This is a genomic window from Psychrobacillus sp. NPDC058041 (assembly GCF_042885655.1).
Taxonomy (GTDB): Bacteria; Bacillota; Bacilli; order Bacillales_A; family Planococcaceae; genus Psychrobacillus.
Genome location: NZ_JBHVRO010000008.1, coordinates 77,797 through 95,536, shown reverse-complemented (window position 1 = coordinate 95,536; position 17,740 = coordinate 77,797). Strand labels below are relative to the sequence as shown.

Sequence of the window (17,740 nt, the reverse complement as noted above, 5' to 3'; positions counted from 1 at the left end):
TCCCCTCCTATTGGGTAGCAAGTACCATAATCGTTTCTTGTGTCGCCTCCTCCATGGTCAGTTCTCCTTTGATTGCACCGTCAGCCATGACATAGATACGATCACTCATGCCCAGTATTTCGCCAAGTTCTGAAGAAATCATAATAATACTCATACCCTCTTTAATTAGCTGATTCATAATCGAATATATTTCAAATTTTGCTCCTACATCAATTCCTCGAGTTGGTTCATCTAATATCAAAATCTTAGGTTCAGTAAACAACCATTTCCCGAGTGATACTTTTTGCTGGTTTCCACCACTCAGTTTTCCAACTATTTGCTCTAGTGAGCTTGCTTTTATATCTAGAGAGTCTTTGTATTCTTTTCCAACCTTCACTTCCTCGTTTAAATTGAGAATCCCATTTTTAGATATGCTCTTCAAATGTGCAGCAGAGACATTGCTCTTAATATCCTGCAATAAAAACAATCCATCACCTTTTCGATCCTCCGTCACATACGCAATGCCTTCCTTAATCGCATCACTAGTATGCTTTAACTTTTTCGTTTCTTCTTGTATTTTAAGATTTCCTTGTAGCTTATAGTTTTTTGGATTTCCAAAAATACTAAGTGCAAGCTCAGTTCGACCGGACCCCATTAGTCCTGAAATCCCGATAATCTCTCTTTTTTTTACATGGAGATTAATATTTTTTACAACATTTCGCCCTAGTTGCGTATCATACGCGGACCAGTCTTCTAATTCGAGGACCGTTTCTCCAACTTTCTTATCTGGACGTTTAGGGTAAATATCCTCGATGTCACGTCCTACCATGTTTTTGATGATGATATTTTCCGTAATTTCCCCTTTACCACCAGCCAGTGTACAAATCGTTTTTCCATCTCGTAAAACCGTTACTTTATCCGCTATGGAGATAACCTCTTTTAGCTTATGAGAAATCATAATACAACTAATTCCTTGGCTTTTTAGCTCCTTAAGGAGTTCCAATAGATTTTCACTGTCATCTTCATTTAATGCTGCTGTCGGCTCGTCTAAAATAAGCAGATTTACATTTTTACTTAACGCTTTTGCAATTTCGACGAGTTGTTGTTTTCCTACTCCTAATTCCTTAATCAATGTTTCTGGTGTCACTTTCAAGTTGACCTTTTTCAATATTTGCGTAGCTTGGACAATTGTTTGATTCCAATCAACGAAGGGACCCTTCTTCACTTCGTTTCCAGCAAATATATTTTCATAGACGGTCAAATCCGGAAAAAGAGCCAGTTCTTGATAAATGATGCCAATACCAGTTTTCACACTATCGTTAATCTCATGGAACTGTTGTATTTTCCCTTCAATTACGATGTCTCCGTCGTATGTACCATATGGATAAACTCCGCTTAACACTTTCATCAAAGTCGATTTTCCCGCACCATTTTCACCGACCAAACAATGAATCTCACCTTTTTCCACTTTGAAGTTCACGTTCGATAGTGCTTTTACTCCAGGGAACTCTTTAGATATGTCATTCATCTCTAAAATATATTTGCTCATTCCATTGCCTCCTTAACCCAAACAAAATAGAAATGGAGAAATAGTGATAGATTAAGCTATCACTATTTTTCCTTTTCCAAGAGGATGCTCTTACTTTAAGCCTGTAAATTCGTCTGCCTTGTAGTATTCAGAATCGATTAGCTCTTTTTTCACGTTGCCTTTATTCACGACTATTACGTTTGTTTGTTTCGCTTTAACTTCAATAGAACCATTATCATAAGAGCCTGTTGTGTCAGGAGTTTTTCCATCTAAGATGTCTACCGCCATTCCCATAGCATCTTTTACTAATGTTCGCACGTCTTTAAACACTGTCATTGATTGCTTTCCGTCAATGATATATTGGATAGATGCCTTTTCAGCATCTTGACCTGTTACAAAGTAACTTGAAATTGCACTGTCAGAGGCAAATACATCTGCTATTGAACGAGCTGTTCCGTCATTCGGTGCAAGAATGAAAACATTACCTTTTAGTTCTTTGCCCGCAGCTGTTAAGTGAGTTTGCGCTTTGTTTTTTGCTTCGTTTGCATCCCAGTTCGTTGTAATTTGACCAATAATTTTTCCTAATTGTTCGCGAGAAAGATCCACAGAATCTTTTAGCTTTTCTGCTTCACTTGAGTTGGCAATTTTAAAAGTACCATCAGCAATCTTTGGTTGCAGTACTTTCCATGCTCCTTCAAAGAATAAAAATGCGTTGTTATCGGAGGCTGCTCCTGCATAAAGATACAGCGGAACATCAGAACCTTTTGCATTATCCACTAAATACTGTGCTTGTGCAGCACCTACTGCTAAACTATCGAATGTTACATAATAATCCACTGCATCTGTATCCGTAATTAATCGGTCATATGCAATAACTGTTACTCCTTCTTTTTTAGCTGCCTCTACTGCAGAGGCAGCAGCTGCACCATCATGAGGAGTGATAATCAATACCTTAATGCCTTTATTTAATAATGCTTCTACATTTTCTTTTTCCTTTGCTGAAGAACCTTGACTAAATAGAATTTCAGTTGAATACTTTGATTTTTTTAACGCATCCTTGAAACGTTGCTCATCCTGAACCCACCTTGGTTCATCCTTCGTCGGTAATACGATTCCTACCTCCACCTTACCGCTTTTACCAAAACTACAAGCAGTTACTACTAGTACAAACAACATCATCAATACCAAAAATGTTAATCCCTTTAATTTCTTAGTCATTTTTTTACCCCTCTCCCTTTGAATAACAAGTGTAATTTAATTGTATATTCAGATTATTTATATGATAACGATATCAATAGTATTCTATAAACCCTTACTATACTTTTTTGCTGTTGGATAAGGAAATAAGGTGAGGTTTAGGATAAGATTTCTTCGCATTGGGGATCATTACGATAGTCAATACGTGAGGTATGAAAATAGACAAATAAAAAAAGCCTCACTTCTTCAACAGTGAGGCCCCAAATTTCATATTGAAATTTACATGAGAAAATAACGAAGGGAGATCTTCGACAGTTATCAAACTGTTTCTCATGTATATTATATTACCCTAAATAATCGGAATTAAAATTAGTAAATTTATGCAACATATTAATCTTTTAGTAATACTTCAAAAATAAATATTAATATAGTTAATATGAATAAGGTTAATATTGCTTATAATAATAACTTTTTAAACCATTGTAAATTAGATTAATTTAGTTATTAATAAATGTGATATATCTCAGAAATCCTAGTCAGCGCTAAGGTTATTTTAAAAGATGCTTTTCAATAAAGTGAAACTAAATATAGAGAGTCATAGTAAACTTCACAAAAAATGAAATAAGTGTTTGAGATAAAAAATAAGGAATATGCCCCACAACAATTCACTGAATTGATGAGTGGCCTTTTTATTGATAATTGACTATTTGAATTACCATTAGAAAACGTCCCTTTCTTTATGAATTACAGGAACAATGGCCAGTAGGTTATTTATTAGAAAAGTACGTTTGGCATTTCGTTTAAAGCAATAAGCTTGGAATGAGTCACCTTGAATCTTAATGACCTTCACCCTTCGTTTACTGATTTCACCTGACTTCGAAAGATACATTAATTCAACAATCTGCCCACGACTGAAATACTTCTCCAATAAATCATGCACATTCGTCCCCCCTTGTTTTACAGTATATGAGAACGTACGTTTTTATATACAACAAGAATTTTTGGACAAATAAAAAAAAGCGACTAACTCATTATGAGAAGATCGTTTTTAAGTCATTGAGCTGGGAACGACTATGGCAGAACTCTTCATGTGAATGGATTGGTTAAGGTGTTTGGATTATTGAAAAAGAAATCATCACGATGTGTTCCAAAAGGGCGGTATATCACGGTCATTAATAATCTAAGGTGTAACATCTTTAACGGGATTTTACCGTTTTTCATTGGATTGCGTTAGCAAAATATTAGCATCTATTCACACTCTTCTCCTGTGTTGCCAGTAGGTCACAGAGGTATTAAATAGTCATGTAGCCTAACTAAAACTTCATCTTGAATTCTACATTTACTTTTATAAAAAGCTCTAGAGTTCTTCCCCCTGAGTTAACTGCTGATTTCCCCAAATTTATTACTCTAATTGCTAGCACAGTAAACTCAATAACAAATGTATAAATTCTTTTGATTGAACACGAAGGAAATCAATAAGTAATGAAAGGTTTTCAGGAGATGGGAAGGGTCCCATTCTTCTGATAACCATCTCATGGATAAAACTAAAATCTACTATGGCGATAAATTTTTCGCAATAAGTGATGTTCAGCTGATGAGTTATTTATTATCATAACGTACTAAGCCGTAGTTCAAAAAAATACTGCACAATTGGATGCTTTAACTTCATCTTCTCGGTCATGTTTAAAATTCGTTTTTTTCCAACTCGTCTGTCCACCAAAGCTAGAATATTCAATAGGATATCATCGCTCTCTATGCTTTCCTCTATAGAAGTGGATAAAAACTTATTAGCCACAACGATAAAATTTGATTTACTTAATGAAGACTGCGCTGACAAAACCTCCTTAGCATATTCTGATAATTTTCTACCCCTTGCAATTACTTGTAGACGATCCTCCGGAACTATCCCCTTAGTTTCTTTTCTTACTGCTTCAATTTCCTCATTATTGATAGGAATTTGGATATCTGAATCATTTTTAATTTCCTGCTCCGTCTGATACCATCTGATTAATGTAGTTATATCACTCATATTGAGTACATTCTTTTTATCTACCGCAATATAACAAATCCCTGCTTTATCAGGTAAATAACGGTAGCTGCTTGCACGGTATTCAACTCTTCCAAATAATGCAGGACAGAGAAAACTCTCCAAATTTTTCTTCAATTTGCTCCAGGACATGTAATTCTCCTTAATTTTTATATTAAAAATATTTATTGAGATAGTCGTTCTATTATCCATAATACAATAACCAACTCATCGATCATACTAAATACTAGGTTTAAGTGTGACTTGACCATGAAACAATAACTTGTCTACCTACATTTTACCCAAGAAATAAAAAAAGAAGCTTCTCAAAAGTTTGCACAACTAATGAAAAGCCTCGATTATAATCCTCTATGTTAGCATTTTACTTTCACCTTACATACAAACCCTTATATATCCGGGGTTGAAGCGGCTTATTACATCATGCCGCCCATAAGGTGAAAGTGTGTAATAACCCTAAAAATGTATGCTTAACATGCGACATATCAAAGTTTTGAGAAATCTGAGGTGTAACAACTTATCGGAAATTTACCGTTTTTCATGGGAGTGCGTTAGCAAAATGGTAGCATATTCTAACGTTCCTCAAAGTGGCTTGGATGGCAATCGCAGATTTTTTGCCAACAATAATGTATATGATAAAATATGGATGTTGTTATTTGATTTTTACGGGAGGTTGTTGAGGTGAGTTTTAAAATAGAAGAGGCAATAGAAATTCTCGAACGCACACCCATGACGCTTGAAAGTTTACTTTCTGGGTTATCGGTTAATTGGATTTATTCCAATGAAGGTAAATCCACTTGGAGCCCCTTTGATGTAGTGGGACATCTGATTGAGGCTGAAAAGTATAATTGGATTCCAAGAATCGAGATAATTTTATCCAAAGGGGAATCAGAAACATTCCCTCCATTCGACCGATATAGTCAACTTTATCAAAACTCTGAGAAAACAATTAACCAATTGCTTAGCGAGTTTGCAGAAATACGGCAAAAAAATATAAAAAAATTAGCAACGATCATTCATCCTCTAACCAACTTAGAACAAACCGGAACACACCCCGATTTTGGGATTGTGAAACTTAGTGAACAATTAGCTACTTGGACTGCACATGATCTCAGCCACACCGCACAAATAACAAGAGTACTGGCCAATCGCTATAAAGAGGATGTCGGACCTTGGAAGGCTTACCTTCGCATTATGAATAACTAACTTTTAAATAATATAATAAAGAAAGAGTCCTTAAACAAAACTTTTGTGAAAGGACTCTTTTGTCAATTGTTTAGCCTAACACTAATCAACAATTCAATTGAAATAACCCCCTACAGCAACAATTCTGTTATCCCATCGTAATTAAAACAGTACGGGACTGAATGAAAAGGCTACTAATGATCGTTGGTCTAAATGACGAGTTAACACCTCATAGTCTAAGACACACTTTTACGTCAATTCTTGCCCAGGCCCGTGTCTCACTCTAGGAAATCATTGATAGACTTAGTCACACGTATGATCAAATCACTATAGATGTGTTACCCAAGAAATGAAAAAAGAAGCTTCTAATAAGTTCAATGAACTTATTAGAAGCTTCCCTTTATTTTTCTCAAGGTTAGCATTTCACTTTCACCTTACATACAAACCCAGTAATATCAGGGGTTGAAGCGGCTTATTACATCATGCCGCACAGACAAGTTAGAAAATATTGTCCCTGCGTGTAGATCTTGCAATTCAAAAAAAGGAACACTGACATTAGATGAATTCCTTGAAAAATTTAGGTAAAGTTAAAAATCATGATAACGTACCTTCCTTTAAGAAAAATGTATAACTAATCGAACCGCAGTTAGCGGTGCTTTTTGTAAATAATAAAATAGCTCAGTCTTGCGAACTGAGCTATTTCCCATATTTTAATTTTAATTTCTTATTCAACTAAGCACCCGTTAGTTAAAGTACAATGTTTCACAAATACAACTAAACCTCTTCTTTGGTATATTTAGTAAATGATTCGAAATCTCCACACCCCAATATACGTTCACAACTCTCTGAGTGAAGCATAATTCCCTGAGATTGGACTATATATTCTTTGTTTATGAGATCTATTTGAAAATGTTTACCATTTTTATATTCATGTGCTTAATGGGTTTAACTCAATACCTAATCCGAGTAAAGCATTTTTACTCATAGTAATTTGTACTCTTCAATCCTGTTTATCTCATTCTCGCTACAACATTTACTAAAGTAATGTTGTCTCCAGTCATTTAAGTACATCATTTCACGAAGTTTACTGGTCAATAGCCTCAAATATACCGTTATAAATTATTAAAATTCTACTACAGCCTTTTCAACGATTGCATTAGGATGAACGGTAATTAAATGTCTGTTATCATTTCTAGCTGTAAGGGCTGTTCGCATAGTGTCCCTTAATAACGAAACCGTTTCAATACAGCAATTTTTTAGTTTTTTTCCACTTTCACAAAAACAAGGTTCGTTACGTTCTATTCTTTTGTAGTGTTTTGACCATTGGTGTCCTCTAAAAATCTCCCAAAGTTCTTCCACATCATTGGTGAAAAAAACTTCTTTTTTTATAGTAGCCCCACTTGATTTTCCACTTTTAAATCCTGCAATTGTTCCAACTGGCGATTTATATTTATATTGCTGCAAAGCTCGCTCGAGTGGTTCCCGTTTCAGGCTAACCGTTTTTTTATAGGAATTATTAATTATGACACTATTTATTACTTCTATTTGTTCTTTTGTTAAGTCATTGAATTCATCCTTTACAATCTCAAACGGCACCTTCCCATCATAATAGACAAGATAGTATTCTGAAGAAACAGGAATTAATATTACAATGTCTTTAAGTCCAATATTACGGTTACTGCTATTGAAAAACATACCTTTTATCGAAAGAGCAGCAGTGGACAAAAATTGGTCACTTAAAAGAAATTCTTTTTCCCTGCTTTTTATCACAGCAAATTTATAATAATTGGATAAAGTTTTACTTAGCTCGTTTAAATATCGTGAATCCGAAATTTTTTGCAATAAATAAGTTATCCGATCTTCTTTCTCTTTTAATTCAAATTGGTACTCGTGAAGAAGAGCTCCGCTTTTATAATAAAATAAGGTGAATTTCTTCATATGTTTTCCTGCCAATGCTTGGATTTCATTTATGCTGGTCTTACCCTCTTCATACTGAAGAATTTTTTCCTTCAATTCGATTAAAGCTACTCCCATTTCCGTCTCATATTTCCCGAAGTAATGTTCCAATGAATTTGATTTCAATGCAGAATGTTCATAGGTAAAACTTTCAGCCATTGAATCCCTACAATTAGTCGCTATCACTTTTTGGTGGTCAAGTAATGCCTCAAATAGTTTTTCCTTATCGTTAGCAAACTCCCTAGTGATACACTGGGATACATAATGCTGATTTTTTGTAATTGAACTCATCTCTTCAGCCCTCCTCCTTTTTTCTTTATTGAACTATCCCGCCGATAGCCATCTATTAAGTGCAAAATCAGCGCTTCACCACAGAGAATGAAAATGGTGAAAAACTGTCCATACTGTTTCTACAGCTGGCGAAGAAGGTCGATACACTATCGTGCAATAGAGCCCACCAGTTAGTCTGAATTTAACGATCTCGGTGCATCACAGACTGTCGCGCCACATGTGGTAGCACTTATGGGAGATTAATCCTTTTAGATTGGTTGCACCAGCCTAGCCTTTATTGTAACTAGAAGGGGGATGCTTTTATTTTTCAATGCAACTTTATATTACTCAGAGGCTTATACTTTTAAAAAAAGTGTTTTTACTGGTTTATAATTTTCATAGGAGTTGAATAAGCGTAAAAAATCCTGTGTCAATTAAATGTACAGGATTATGAACATACTTACTTCACTAACTAATATTTCTAGTTCTTCTAGGACTCTTTTTGCTTTCTTCAGCCTACTCCTTTAAAATGAAGCTTCAATTCGGCAACAGTACCTTAACAATGTCCTCCTCCATCTTTCCAAGCCCAAACCCTCTCGCATGATATTCCAGCGCCTGTACAATCACCTTCCGCACAATCCCATCGAGCTCGTCCAATTGCTTCTCCAGCTGCTCCCTTGATAGCTTCGAAGAACCATGGACCAGATTCGATCTTGTTTTATAGAGGTCCTTTACCGTTTTATAGGTATCCTGGCTCCTGTCCAACAGTGTTGCCGTGTATAACGCTATTCTGAAGGTGACCTCTGAGGTGATCGATGGGAACATGGATTCCAGGGCAATCATCAGATCAATGAATTTATCTTCCATATCGGTTTTGTTATGGGCGGAGGCCAACCTATCCAGCGCGATAAATTTGTTTTTTAGGAGAGTGATGTTTTGAAAATAGCTTACAAGACTGGCGGGATCATCCATCCTCACAAACCCTCGTAATCTTTCATTCTTAACATTATTGATATAGTCATATTCCTTGATCATACCATTATTGTCAAAGTAGCTGAAAGTGATAACGGGTGAAAAGGAGATGTGTTCTGTTACTCCATTATATAAAACAACACTCTGTCCCAACTTTTCAATTTGTTCCCTAAATGGTTTTCTCTTAGCCGAGTCTTCCAGGACTTGCTTTTGTTCAAGCATGGCAATGGCATTTGGCAAATGGTTATTTTGCGTATGCCTTAAGCTGAAATGATTGTAGTACTCCTCCAGATTATTATAAAAGTATTCGATATTTTCCTTATCCACCGGCCTAATACAGAAATCAGGGAAGCTGATCACTTGGTTCTTTGTGTCGAGGCGATGAATGAGCGCAATCGTCCGGTAAACAAACTTGCCCTCATTCAGATATAACAGAAACTCTTCATATAAGTCTTCAAACACCAACTCGAAAAAATGGAGCGACTTTGCCTTCACCAGATAAGCGATCAGGAATTTAACCAGCTTCGCATCATGCTCCTGCCTTAAACCAGCTTCAAAAATACCGAGATTATAAAAATTCAATGCAATCATTTTTTCGCTACTAATGGTAGTAATAAACCCTTTATTATCAAGTGATATTTTATTTGTACTATAGGGCAAATCCATCAACTGAAGCCTTCTCAGCTGCTTCTTAACAAACTCCATAACCGCATCTTTTCCATACATACAATAACACCACTTTGCTTTAGTTTGTTAACACTTAACCAGAAATGCTTAATAAAATTACTTTCTTTCTTTTTGTTCTTTTAACTTCAAATAAATCGTTGGCTTTGGTACTCCCGTGAGCTTAACAATATCAGCAACACTCATACCGTTTTCTTCTCTTGTAGCCATCAAATTTAATGCTTGTTGTACTTTCTTTTCAGGTTGTCCAATACGGCCCATATGTTTACCTGCTGCCTTTGCTCGTTTCCTACCCTCACTTGTTCTTTCAACAATAATATCACGCTCAAATTGTGCAAAGCTGCCTAAAATATTGAACATCAACTTATTGAGGCTTGTGTTTTCTTTACCTGCTCCAAACGTAATGTTATCCCGAAGGAAAACTACACTAACACCTTTTTCATTTAATTCTGTAACGATTTTATTTAAATCAATAATGCTTCTAGCCAATCGATCTATCTTAGTAACAATCACCGAATCACCTTCACGAACATACTCAAGTAATTCTTTTAACTTGATACGATTCTTAGTACTTGTGCCTGTTACTTTCTCAACAAACAACTTTTCACACCCAGCGTCTTTTAACGCTTCTATTTGTGCCGTTAAGTCTTGCCCTTCACCCGACACACGACCATATCCAACTTTTTCACCCACAATTCCACTCCTCTGTCTAATTGTTAACAATGTTTTGTACTAATAATTATATACATACTTTTAGACAGAAATTCGTAACATTATGGGTTCGATTTAATTGAACATTGCATATGTCTAATTCTTAACACTTTTATACAATTGGCTCTGTCAACTTTTGCTTTCTATTTTTAAACTAATTTAAATCGTGATTTATTGTATAGATAAGGTATTATTTCTATTTATCTTTGTTAATAATAAATGCAAAAAAAGTATAAATAGAGTGAGGCTTATTAAGCTGGTTATTAATAATATCGAGATACTTTTCCATATAAATCAATGTTTTTACACTTCTCAATATACTTTCATTCAGATTCTCTTCAAATTTTGCAACATAATACGAATTTTTTATAACTGTCTCCATATGACTTTTAGTTAGGAATACGCCATTTAGTTTACTAACCCTATTTTTATACTGTGAGAAAATTTCACTGTATAAGTTATTTAATTTCAAAAATGATAAATGGTTTATACCTAAAAAGAAAGGGAATAAGTCCTTGTTTTTGCTCTCTAATTCATTCATGAATTTATCCAGTTCATCGATTCCTTCTAAATTATTTAGCCAATCAAAAGGCTTTTCTTGCCCTTTCACATCTTTGAACATTGAAATAATCCACTTCCGTTTTAATATCATATGCTCAATGTTACTATATCCACCGAATACCAATTTAGATAAAATAACCCTATTTTGTTTATGGAATTTAATTTTGTTTTCAATTTCTTCTACTTTAATTTTATTTTTAGCTTTTCTAAACAGTCCGCTCCTACTAGTAAAATATAAAGCTACAACCAATAAAATTAATGCTATTGATGGTGTTATAAAAGGCAAAGGATTACCCAGTGTCTTAATATCTTTCCAAGTTAGCAAATTTGAAAAGTAATCGAGTACATCTATATTCAAATAATAGCGGGTAATTAAAAATATAATAATCATACTACTAAATTTAAAAGGTAGGAGCCTTTTTATATAGAAAAAGAACACATCATAATTTTTTCTAATTGCAAACATCAATTGTTCGTCAGAATAGCTTCGATGACTTTTGTATGGAAAATAAGGAATAACCTTATTTATCTTATCTTCTAAAAACATCTCAAATTTAATAGAGTTCACCATCTTTTTTATATCATGATTCATTAAATATATTTCTTGCTTACTCTCTGCTCTTTGCAAAAATTTAAATTTATATTTTTCTAAACCAATTTTTATTAGCCATAGGAAGCCCGTCCATAAATATACCAAAATCAGATATAATCCTATACATTTAATCCAAATCAAACTTTTTCCTCCTTGAAAAACATTTCCTTTTAACTTATATTGTATCCTCTGCCAATTACGATTGCAGTAATGTTTTTTTCTATTTTTATAGTCTTTCGAATTCACAATATAAAATAAAATTTTAACTACACTTCAACATATACAAAATCAGTTTGCTTTTGTTCGGAATAAAAAAAAACGCACACATTAGGCATTCAAATGAGTACGTTTCAAATCTAAACTTTTATTAAACTAGAAAAACCTTGAAGAAAAATTATTTCAAATTTTGTATCATTCGCTGCGTCTACCTTCTCGTTTTATAATTGAATAATCAGTTCGTTCGGTAGCTGACGAGGACCCCAGTAATCCATATTTCTTTTGTACTTTTCCTTTTTCATTATCTTGCACAACTATTACTTCACCGTTGCTTTTAATTCGTAATCCAACATGCAATTTACGACCTTTAGCAGTTATGATGCCATAACCATTGGTTTTTGTAATACTAATACCTAGATGTCTTTTAGGTTTAAATAAAGGTAGTTCTTTATAAGCAACTTTCATAGCCACTTTCATACCAGCAACTGTAGAGTAAGCAACTTTTTTACCCGTTGCTGCATAAGATTTATTAATAGGCTTAATCGGCACTTGTATCTCCAGAGTGTTAAGTCCTTTTAGATGTTTATAAGTTTTATAAAATTCAGCAGCTACTTCCTCTGGTTCAATGTAATCAAACTGTTTACTATTCCTTAAAAATCTATCCTTAAATTTATTTTTTATCAAAACTTCATTTATTATTTCGATTGACAAAGCGTATTTTTCTTTAAGTTCATCTATTAGGTCTTCTTTTAAAGATTCATACAGTTCTTCATCCGTAATATGGTCCATTTTATTCACCACCCTATCATTCTTTAAGAAACAGTTTACCTTTCTCCGTGTGAATCGATATTTGATCTTGCAACGGAAAGTTAAAGCTAGAGGATATCTCACTTAATAACTTTTCCTTATTAATAATTCCACCTTGTTTTGTATACCGTTTTACCAAATATTTTAATTTTGGCTTTCCGTCAACGAGTGGACCGTAAATAACATCATATATTTCATCTTTATGTCTACAAGTAAATTGCGAATAGGAAATTTGATTGTTAAATAATTGCTTTTTATGGGCAATGAAATTTAACCACTCCTCATTATATTGAGAAAAAACTAAATATTTTATTTCACTAAGGTTCGAAGCATCGAATTTAAAGCTTTTTACTACCGCCCTAGGAAATTCTTTTTCAGGGATATCGTTTATTGAACCGTAGTGAGCTATAAGCTGTTCTAAGTAAAAGGATTTTCTCGACTCTGCTCTATCGACTGCCATTTCCTTATTTGTTGTCATGTAAAAGCCTTTACCAAAATCAGTTTTTTTAGCCCCTTTTGTCACATCTATTTGTTCAAATGAGAAATCAGTATCATTAGAAACGCATGTTCCATGGTATAAAACATTTTCAGATATCTCCGCTAGGATTTCTTCATTAGTCTTTTTTAATATTTCCATGTTATTCTCCCAAAATAAGTAATTTATTTTTCTTATTATTCTATCATATTAAGCGGGATTTAGATATTTTATGTTTCTTTATTTTATGATGTGTAAACTTATTTGTTAATTCTTGAATAAGTTTAATGATATTTAATTGCTTAATTACTCCACTTTTTCATATCACCAATTTCTACGATGAACTTCCCTTCATGCTCGTTTTTAATTTCCACTCTTTCTCTCCACTTTTCAGGTTTACGATTTTAATGCCAAAAGATTTCAGCCATAACTTCGGGAGCCTAGTGATTTCACACTAGGCTTTACTAAAACACCAACCTAGTTCAGACCATGTTACTAATTGAAATTAATAAATACCGTCCCGTTAAAAGGACGGTATTTTTATTTGTTATTTTAGATACATACAATTTACCCCTGACCGTAAGCATTTTTTAAACTTGGTAAATGGCAATTGTCGTTAGTTCTATTGCAGGTCCCTTTAGTTCAAAAGATTCCTCATTAATTTCCCCAACATCAAAGGATAAGTCTTCATTGGCATTCATACTAGGTAAAAATGACATTAATTGCTTTTTACCTATTCTCAATTTTCCAGGCAATAACTTAACTAAGTCAATCTTTTCATGTGGTTTATATATTCGTTTTATCTTTGCTAGAATAGTAAATTCTCCTTCTAGATCATACCTGTCTTCTACAAAATTATTCCCCTCTAATGATGTGAAAAATTTATATTTGTCTTCGACTTCAGTATAGGGTTTTATAATCATAGTTACCTTTTTAAAATTAAGCATTTTTGATGCAATTTCAAAATTTTGAATCTCCTCTTGAGTTGCAGCAGTTTCAAAATATCCTTTAAATTGGTCCACCATATCTAACATACTTGATAAAACTAATTCTGCAGGTGATTGTTTGAATTCCCCTGTCAATTCAACAAACTCACCACTTTTTAATTGATCCCATATTCCTTCGTCGAATCCGATTAACGTTTGAATCATTTGTTTATCCTCAAGAATGGTGTATAGATCTTTAAATAAAGCTGAATCAGATTTGCTAATATGACCTTCAATTTGCTGCCCAGTTCCAAACCCTTTTTGGTATTTCGCCATTACTTTGCTTGCATTTCCACCTATTTCTATTCCACTTTCTTTATTGCTTTGTTGTGTAATACTGTACTCTGTCATTAAATCTTCAACTAACATCTCTAAGAATTGTTTTGTTCTTTTGCCATCTTGCCAATAAATTGTAGGTAAAAACATTTTATCCCCTCCTACTAACAATATTCGTCAAAAAGAAAGGAAAAACCTCCTATTTTAATTATTATTATAAGATTAGTTGCTCCATTTCTCCATATCACCCATTTCCACTATTACGGTGCCCTCGTGCTCGTTTTTGATTTCCACTCGTTCTCTCCATCGTTCCGGTTGGCGATTCTTCAGCCAAAATATTTGTGCGGTAACGTCCGGCGCTTGCGACTTGACCACTTTTTTTACTATAATCATTTCTCCATCAATACCCTTTCCCCATGTCTCCTCTTCATATCTGTAACCGATTGCCCGTTTAAGCAAAGAGTTTTCTACCTCGTCATCAATTACCTTTTTTCCCTTCTTAATGGCATCGGCAAACTCGGGAAATCGGTCTTGCCATTCATATAATGTCGCAACGTTAATACCTATTTTGCGAGATATTTGTTTGTTAATTAATCCCTCTTCTGACCACTTTTTTACTAATGCTAATCCTTTATTAGTTAGCCATTGTGTATATAGGGGTTTTCTACCAACCTTTTTTCCACTATTTTTCGATTGCCGTTCATTAATTTTATTTATACCTACTAATCTTTTTTCTTCTAATTGCATGTTTAGTAAACCCCCTGTTTGAATGTAATCAGAACGAGAACGCATAAAGCATTTAGTTAGAAGTTATTAGAAGTTAATAACCCTAACAATTAAGAACGGCAATCGATAAATTTTCTAGAAAAGTCCTCTACACAATTTCACCAATTCAGGCGCACATATAAATTCTTGGATAATGAACTTTAAAATCTTCTGCTGAAAGAATAATTTCTTGCCAATAAAAATCCTCTTGTGTAAACTCAATCAGGTACCTTATAGTATCATCAGAAACATCTTCGTAAACTTTATTTCGGAGTATTCGAAAGTGATCTGCCCATCTATCAAAATTTGGTTCTGGTATATTATAATTTTTACTAATTAATTCATAAAGCAAATGAGCATTTTCTAAATCTACGTCAGAAGTCGAAGACTTTTGACTATTATTTTTATTTACATTCTTTAATTTCTTAACATTCTCTTCATTCTTGTTTGTGTTCAATTGCTGTTCATTTGTTGCTAATTTGTTGTTCATCTGACTTTCATCTTCTTGTTCACTTATTTGGTAGAAGCTCCAATTAAGTACAGTTATTACACTAAATTTAGTCGTTGATTTGATGCTTAACATTCCTTCTTTTTCAAGAAATTTCATCCAACGCCACAATGTTTGTTCTGACACTCTTTCAATACCAATTACATCTTTGTTATATTCCACAGCAAGAGATACTCTACCAGTAACAAACTGCCCCTTTTCTAAAAAGATAACTTGATTCCCTACTACCTGTTTTCTTTCTGTGTGTGTTGCTTTTAAAAGACATAGCACCCAAAGCTTCAACTTTTTTGAATCCACAAAAACTGGACTTTGTAAAATTTTTCTGTAAAGCTTAATCCATCCATTATGCATTTACTTCACCTTCCCACATCCTCTGTGTTTATTAGAGGCTCGTATAAAGCACATAGTGACCAATACACTTGACATTATCACTTGTAATACTTGTAATTCATTCATGTATGACTAACTCCTTTATGTTATAATAAGAGAACAAATTTTTTCCAAGTACCCCATCCCTCATTGCAGTGAGGGAGTGGGTTTTTAAATTGACTAGCTTCTGTTTTTATGAATTTTTTGATCAGTTTCAACTTAAATTCCTTTTTCTTGGAATCCACGATTCTATATATCTAATAGCTGTTTGCAATTCATTTCTCTTGACATCTCTGTATGAGCTAACTCCGAAACGATTCTTAATTTCTCCATAAAGCTCAGGAAAAAGCACTCGCTTATGACCTCCGGATATTGCATGTTCAGAAACTTTTTTACTTATTAACTGCTGCATTAAACATTGTTCACCGTGATCTATTGTGATCTGGTTATCTACTTTTTCTTTTAGTTCGTTTACTTCAACCTTCAGAACCTCGACCTCTTCCGAAGTTTCTAGTGAAAGTCTCATAGATGCTTTTAATTGTTCTTTTTCCGAAAGAGCTTTTGGTTGATGAACTGCTTTTTCCATCTCTTCAAATCTAGTAACATATGCTGCAGTGAATAGAACACCTTTTTCCCCAGTCATTTTATTTGCTACCATGTCGCAACCCTTCTTAGTAAGTAAGTAGCAGGGAAATGATTTATTTTGAGAGTTAACATACCAACTTTCGATAAAGAAATTGGACTGCGCAAAATTGCGCTCACCTAAAATTTCAGAATATCCTCGAATTGTTCTTAACAACTCCTTGTGATTTTGCTCGATCATTTCAGCTACATCTCGGCTATCCGTTACAAGTTGCCCATCTTTCAAAAGTACTTTTAATTGATTCATCTCATATCTCCTCTTCATTAATAATGTTTTAAAAGCAATATAACAACTGCACTTGCTTAAAATACGATATTTCACTTTTTTAAACTTTTCCTAAAACCATTCATACCACCCCCTACCCGGTCTTTAACTTGTCCGAACATCGCTCGGTAGGCTTGACGCATATCACTTCTATAGTAATTGCGTGAAAGTGTTAGCTTGGCTTTAGGCTGCTGCATCATTCAATACTCGCCTAAGTCTTGTGACGTAATTAGATTGGATAAGCTTTTTCGTACTCACAAATATAGTTGGGCTTGAATAAGTAAGATAATTAATACTCACGACCAATTTTATGACGCTTCATTGCATGTATATCTCCACCAACCGCCCTGACTTCTTCCAAATATCCCTCCATAAATACAGCAACTTCTTTACGTGGGAATAACCACTTTGACCCCAATCGAATTTTAGGGAAATCATCTCTCCACAACAGAAATTCACGAATCGAAACATTGCTCATGTTCAAGTATTTTACAAGATCATTAAATGTCATTAACATACTTTCCTTTTCTACAGATTTCAGGTAATCATCGATCTGTTCCCTATAAACTTTCTCCATCCACCTTTCATCCAACTGCAAATTAATCATTTTATGCCTCCTTTTTATTTTCCGTAATATAATTACCACTACCCAATAATAGCATATATATTATGGCATAACAATAAAAAATATATCTATTTCATTGTTTTTGTAATATAATCGTTTATAGATATACTTATTAGGAGTTGGACAA

General features: G+C 33.9%; 17 protein-coding genes. 2 read left to right on the top strand and 15 right to left on the bottom strand.

Annotated features, from left to right (window positions below; genetic code table 11):
* Positions 1–7 precede the first annotated feature (7 nt).
* The 4 genes from ACFVR1_RS13820 to ACFVR1_RS13805 form a co-directional block, all read right to left on the bottom strand.
* On the bottom strand, positions 8–1,528 hold the full coding sequence (locus tag ACFVR1_RS13820; RefSeq protein WP_387584805.1) for an ATP-binding cassette domain-containing protein: 1,521 nt from the start codon (positions 1,526–1,528) through the stop codon (positions 8–10).
* A gap of 90 nt (positions 1,529–1,618) precedes the next feature.
* Positions 1,619–2,725 (bottom strand): sugar ABC transporter substrate-binding protein, encoded by a 1,107-nt coding sequence (locus ACFVR1_RS13815; RefSeq protein ID WP_387584804.1) that lies wholly within the window; start codon positions 2,723–2,725, stop codon positions 1,619–1,621.
* A 697-nt stretch (positions 2,726–3,422) separates the two neighbouring features.
* Positions 3,423–3,644, bottom strand: coding sequence for a transcriptional regulator (locus tag ACFVR1_RS13810; RefSeq protein WP_387584803.1), 222 nt, complete (start codon positions 3,642–3,644; stop codon positions 3,423–3,425).
* Between the two features lie 669 nt (positions 3,645–4,313).
* Positions 4,314–4,883 carry an SF0329 family protein gene (locus ACFVR1_RS13805; protein ID WP_387584910.1) on the bottom strand — a complete coding sequence of 190 codons (570 nt, stop codon included), beginning with the start codon at positions 4,881–4,883 and terminating at the stop codon, positions 4,314–4,316.
* Positions 4,884–5,429: 546 nt separating this feature from the next.
* Between ACFVR1_RS13805 and ACFVR1_RS13800 the strand changes: the two genes are divergently transcribed.
* On the top strand, positions 5,430–5,954 hold the full coding sequence (locus tag ACFVR1_RS13800; RefSeq protein ID WP_387584802.1) for a DinB family protein: 525 nt from the start codon (positions 5,430–5,432) through the stop codon (positions 5,952–5,954).
* A gap of 441 nt (positions 5,955–6,395) precedes the next feature.
* Entirely contained in the window at positions 6,396–6,518 is a 123-nt protein-coding gene (locus ACFVR1_RS13795; RefSeq protein ID WP_387584800.1) for an HNH endonuclease, read from the top strand.
* Positions 6,519–7,055: 537 nt separating this feature from the next.
* Here the strand turns inward: ACFVR1_RS13795 and ACFVR1_RS13790 are convergent.
* The 11 genes from ACFVR1_RS13790 to ACFVR1_RS13740 form a co-directional block, all read right to left on the bottom strand.
* Entirely contained in the window at positions 7,056–8,180 is a 1,125-nt protein-coding gene (locus ACFVR1_RS13790) for a DUF4238 domain-containing protein (RefSeq protein ID WP_387584798.1), read from the bottom strand.
* Positions 8,181–8,696: 516 nt separating this feature from the next.
* Positions 8,697–9,857, bottom strand: coding sequence for a hypothetical protein (locus ACFVR1_RS13785; protein ID WP_387584796.1), 1,161 nt, complete (start codon positions 9,855–9,857; stop codon positions 8,697–8,699).
* A 57-nt stretch (positions 9,858–9,914) separates the two neighbouring features.
* Positions 9,915–10,508 (bottom strand): recombinase family protein, encoded by a 594-nt coding sequence (locus ACFVR1_RS13780; protein WP_387584794.1) that lies wholly within the window; start codon positions 10,506–10,508, stop codon positions 9,915–9,917.
* A 214-nt stretch (positions 10,509–10,722) separates the two neighbouring features.
* Complete coding sequence (locus ACFVR1_RS13775) at positions 10,723–11,820, bottom strand: hypothetical protein (protein ID WP_387584793.1); 1,098 nt, start codon at positions 11,818–11,820, stop codon at positions 10,723–10,725.
* 270 nt (positions 11,821–12,090) lie between these two features.
* Positions 12,091–12,684, bottom strand: coding sequence for a hypothetical protein (locus ACFVR1_RS13770; RefSeq protein ID WP_387584791.1), 594 nt, complete (start codon positions 12,682–12,684; stop codon positions 12,091–12,093).
* A 16-nt stretch (positions 12,685–12,700) separates the two neighbouring features.
* Positions 12,701–13,339, bottom strand: a complete 639-nt coding sequence (locus ACFVR1_RS13765) for a DUF3990 domain-containing protein (RefSeq protein WP_387584790.1) — start codon at positions 13,337–13,339, stop codon at positions 12,701–12,703.
* A 428-nt stretch (positions 13,340–13,767) separates the two neighbouring features.
* A complete protein-coding gene (locus ACFVR1_RS13760) occupies positions 13,768–14,589 on the bottom strand; it encodes a DUF6414 family protein (protein ID WP_387584788.1) in 822 nt (273 codons plus the stop codon).
* A gap of 72 nt (positions 14,590–14,661) precedes the next feature.
* A complete protein-coding gene (locus ACFVR1_RS13755; protein ID WP_387584787.1) occupies positions 14,662–15,186 on the bottom strand; it encodes a helix-turn-helix domain-containing protein in 525 nt (174 codons plus the stop codon).
* Positions 15,187–15,331: 145 nt separating this feature from the next.
* A complete protein-coding gene (locus ACFVR1_RS13750) occupies positions 15,332–16,063 on the bottom strand; it encodes a hypothetical protein (RefSeq protein ID WP_387584786.1) in 732 nt (243 codons plus the stop codon).
* A 232-nt stretch (positions 16,064–16,295) separates the two neighbouring features.
* Complete coding sequence (locus ACFVR1_RS13745; RefSeq protein ID WP_387584785.1) at positions 16,296–16,970, bottom strand: Rha family transcriptional regulator; 675 nt, start codon at positions 16,968–16,970, stop codon at positions 16,296–16,298.
* A 307-nt stretch (positions 16,971–17,277) separates the two neighbouring features.
* Positions 17,278–17,595: a helix-turn-helix domain-containing protein gene (locus ACFVR1_RS13740; protein ID WP_387584784.1), complete on the bottom strand. Its 318-nt coding sequence runs from the start codon at positions 17,593–17,595 to the stop codon at positions 17,278–17,280.
* Between the last annotated feature and the right edge of the window lie 145 nt (positions 17,596–17,740).

Coding starts and splice junctions, on each gene's coding strand:
- ACFVR1_RS13750 (WP_387584786.1), bottom strand. CDS start 16,063: ATGCATAATGGATGGATTAAGCTTTACAGAAAAATTTTACAAAGTCCA.
- ACFVR1_RS13755 (WP_387584787.1), bottom strand. CDS start 15,186: ATGCAATTAGAAGAAAAAAGATTAGTAGGTATAAATAAAATTAATGAA.
- ACFVR1_RS13760 (WP_387584788.1), bottom strand. CDS start 14,589: ATGTTTTTACCTACAATTTATTGGCAAGATGGCAAAAGAACAAAACAA.
- ACFVR1_RS13785 (WP_387584796.1), bottom strand. CDS start 9,857: ATGTATGGAAAAGATGCGGTTATGGAGTTTGTTAAGAAGCAGCTGAGA.
- ACFVR1_RS13740 (WP_387584784.1), bottom strand. CDS start 17,595: ATGATTAATTTGCAGTTGGATGAAAGGTGGATGGAGAAAGTTTATAGG.
- ACFVR1_RS13820 (WP_387584805.1), bottom strand. CDS start 1,528: ATGAGCAAATATATTTTAGAGATGAATGACATATCTAAAGAGTTCCCT.
- ACFVR1_RS13790 (WP_387584798.1), bottom strand. CDS start 8,180: ATGAGTTCAATTACAAAAAATCAGCATTATGTATCCCAGTGTATCACT.
- ACFVR1_RS13805 (WP_387584910.1), bottom strand. CDS start 4,883: ATGTCCTGGAGCAAATTGAAGAAAAATTTGGAGAGTTTTCTCTGTCCT.
- ACFVR1_RS13765 (WP_387584790.1), bottom strand. CDS start 13,339: ATGGAAATATTAAAAAAGACTAATGAAGAAATCCTAGCGGAGATATCT.
- ACFVR1_RS13770 (WP_387584791.1), bottom strand. CDS start 12,684: ATGGACCATATTACGGATGAAGAACTGTATGAATCTTTAAAAGAAGAC.
- ACFVR1_RS13745 (WP_387584785.1), bottom strand. CDS start 16,970: ATGAATCAATTAAAAGTACTTTTGAAAGATGGGCAACTTGTAACGGAT.
- ACFVR1_RS13815 (WP_387584804.1), bottom strand. CDS start 2,725: ATGACTAAGAAATTAAAGGGATTAACATTTTTGGTATTGATGATGTTG.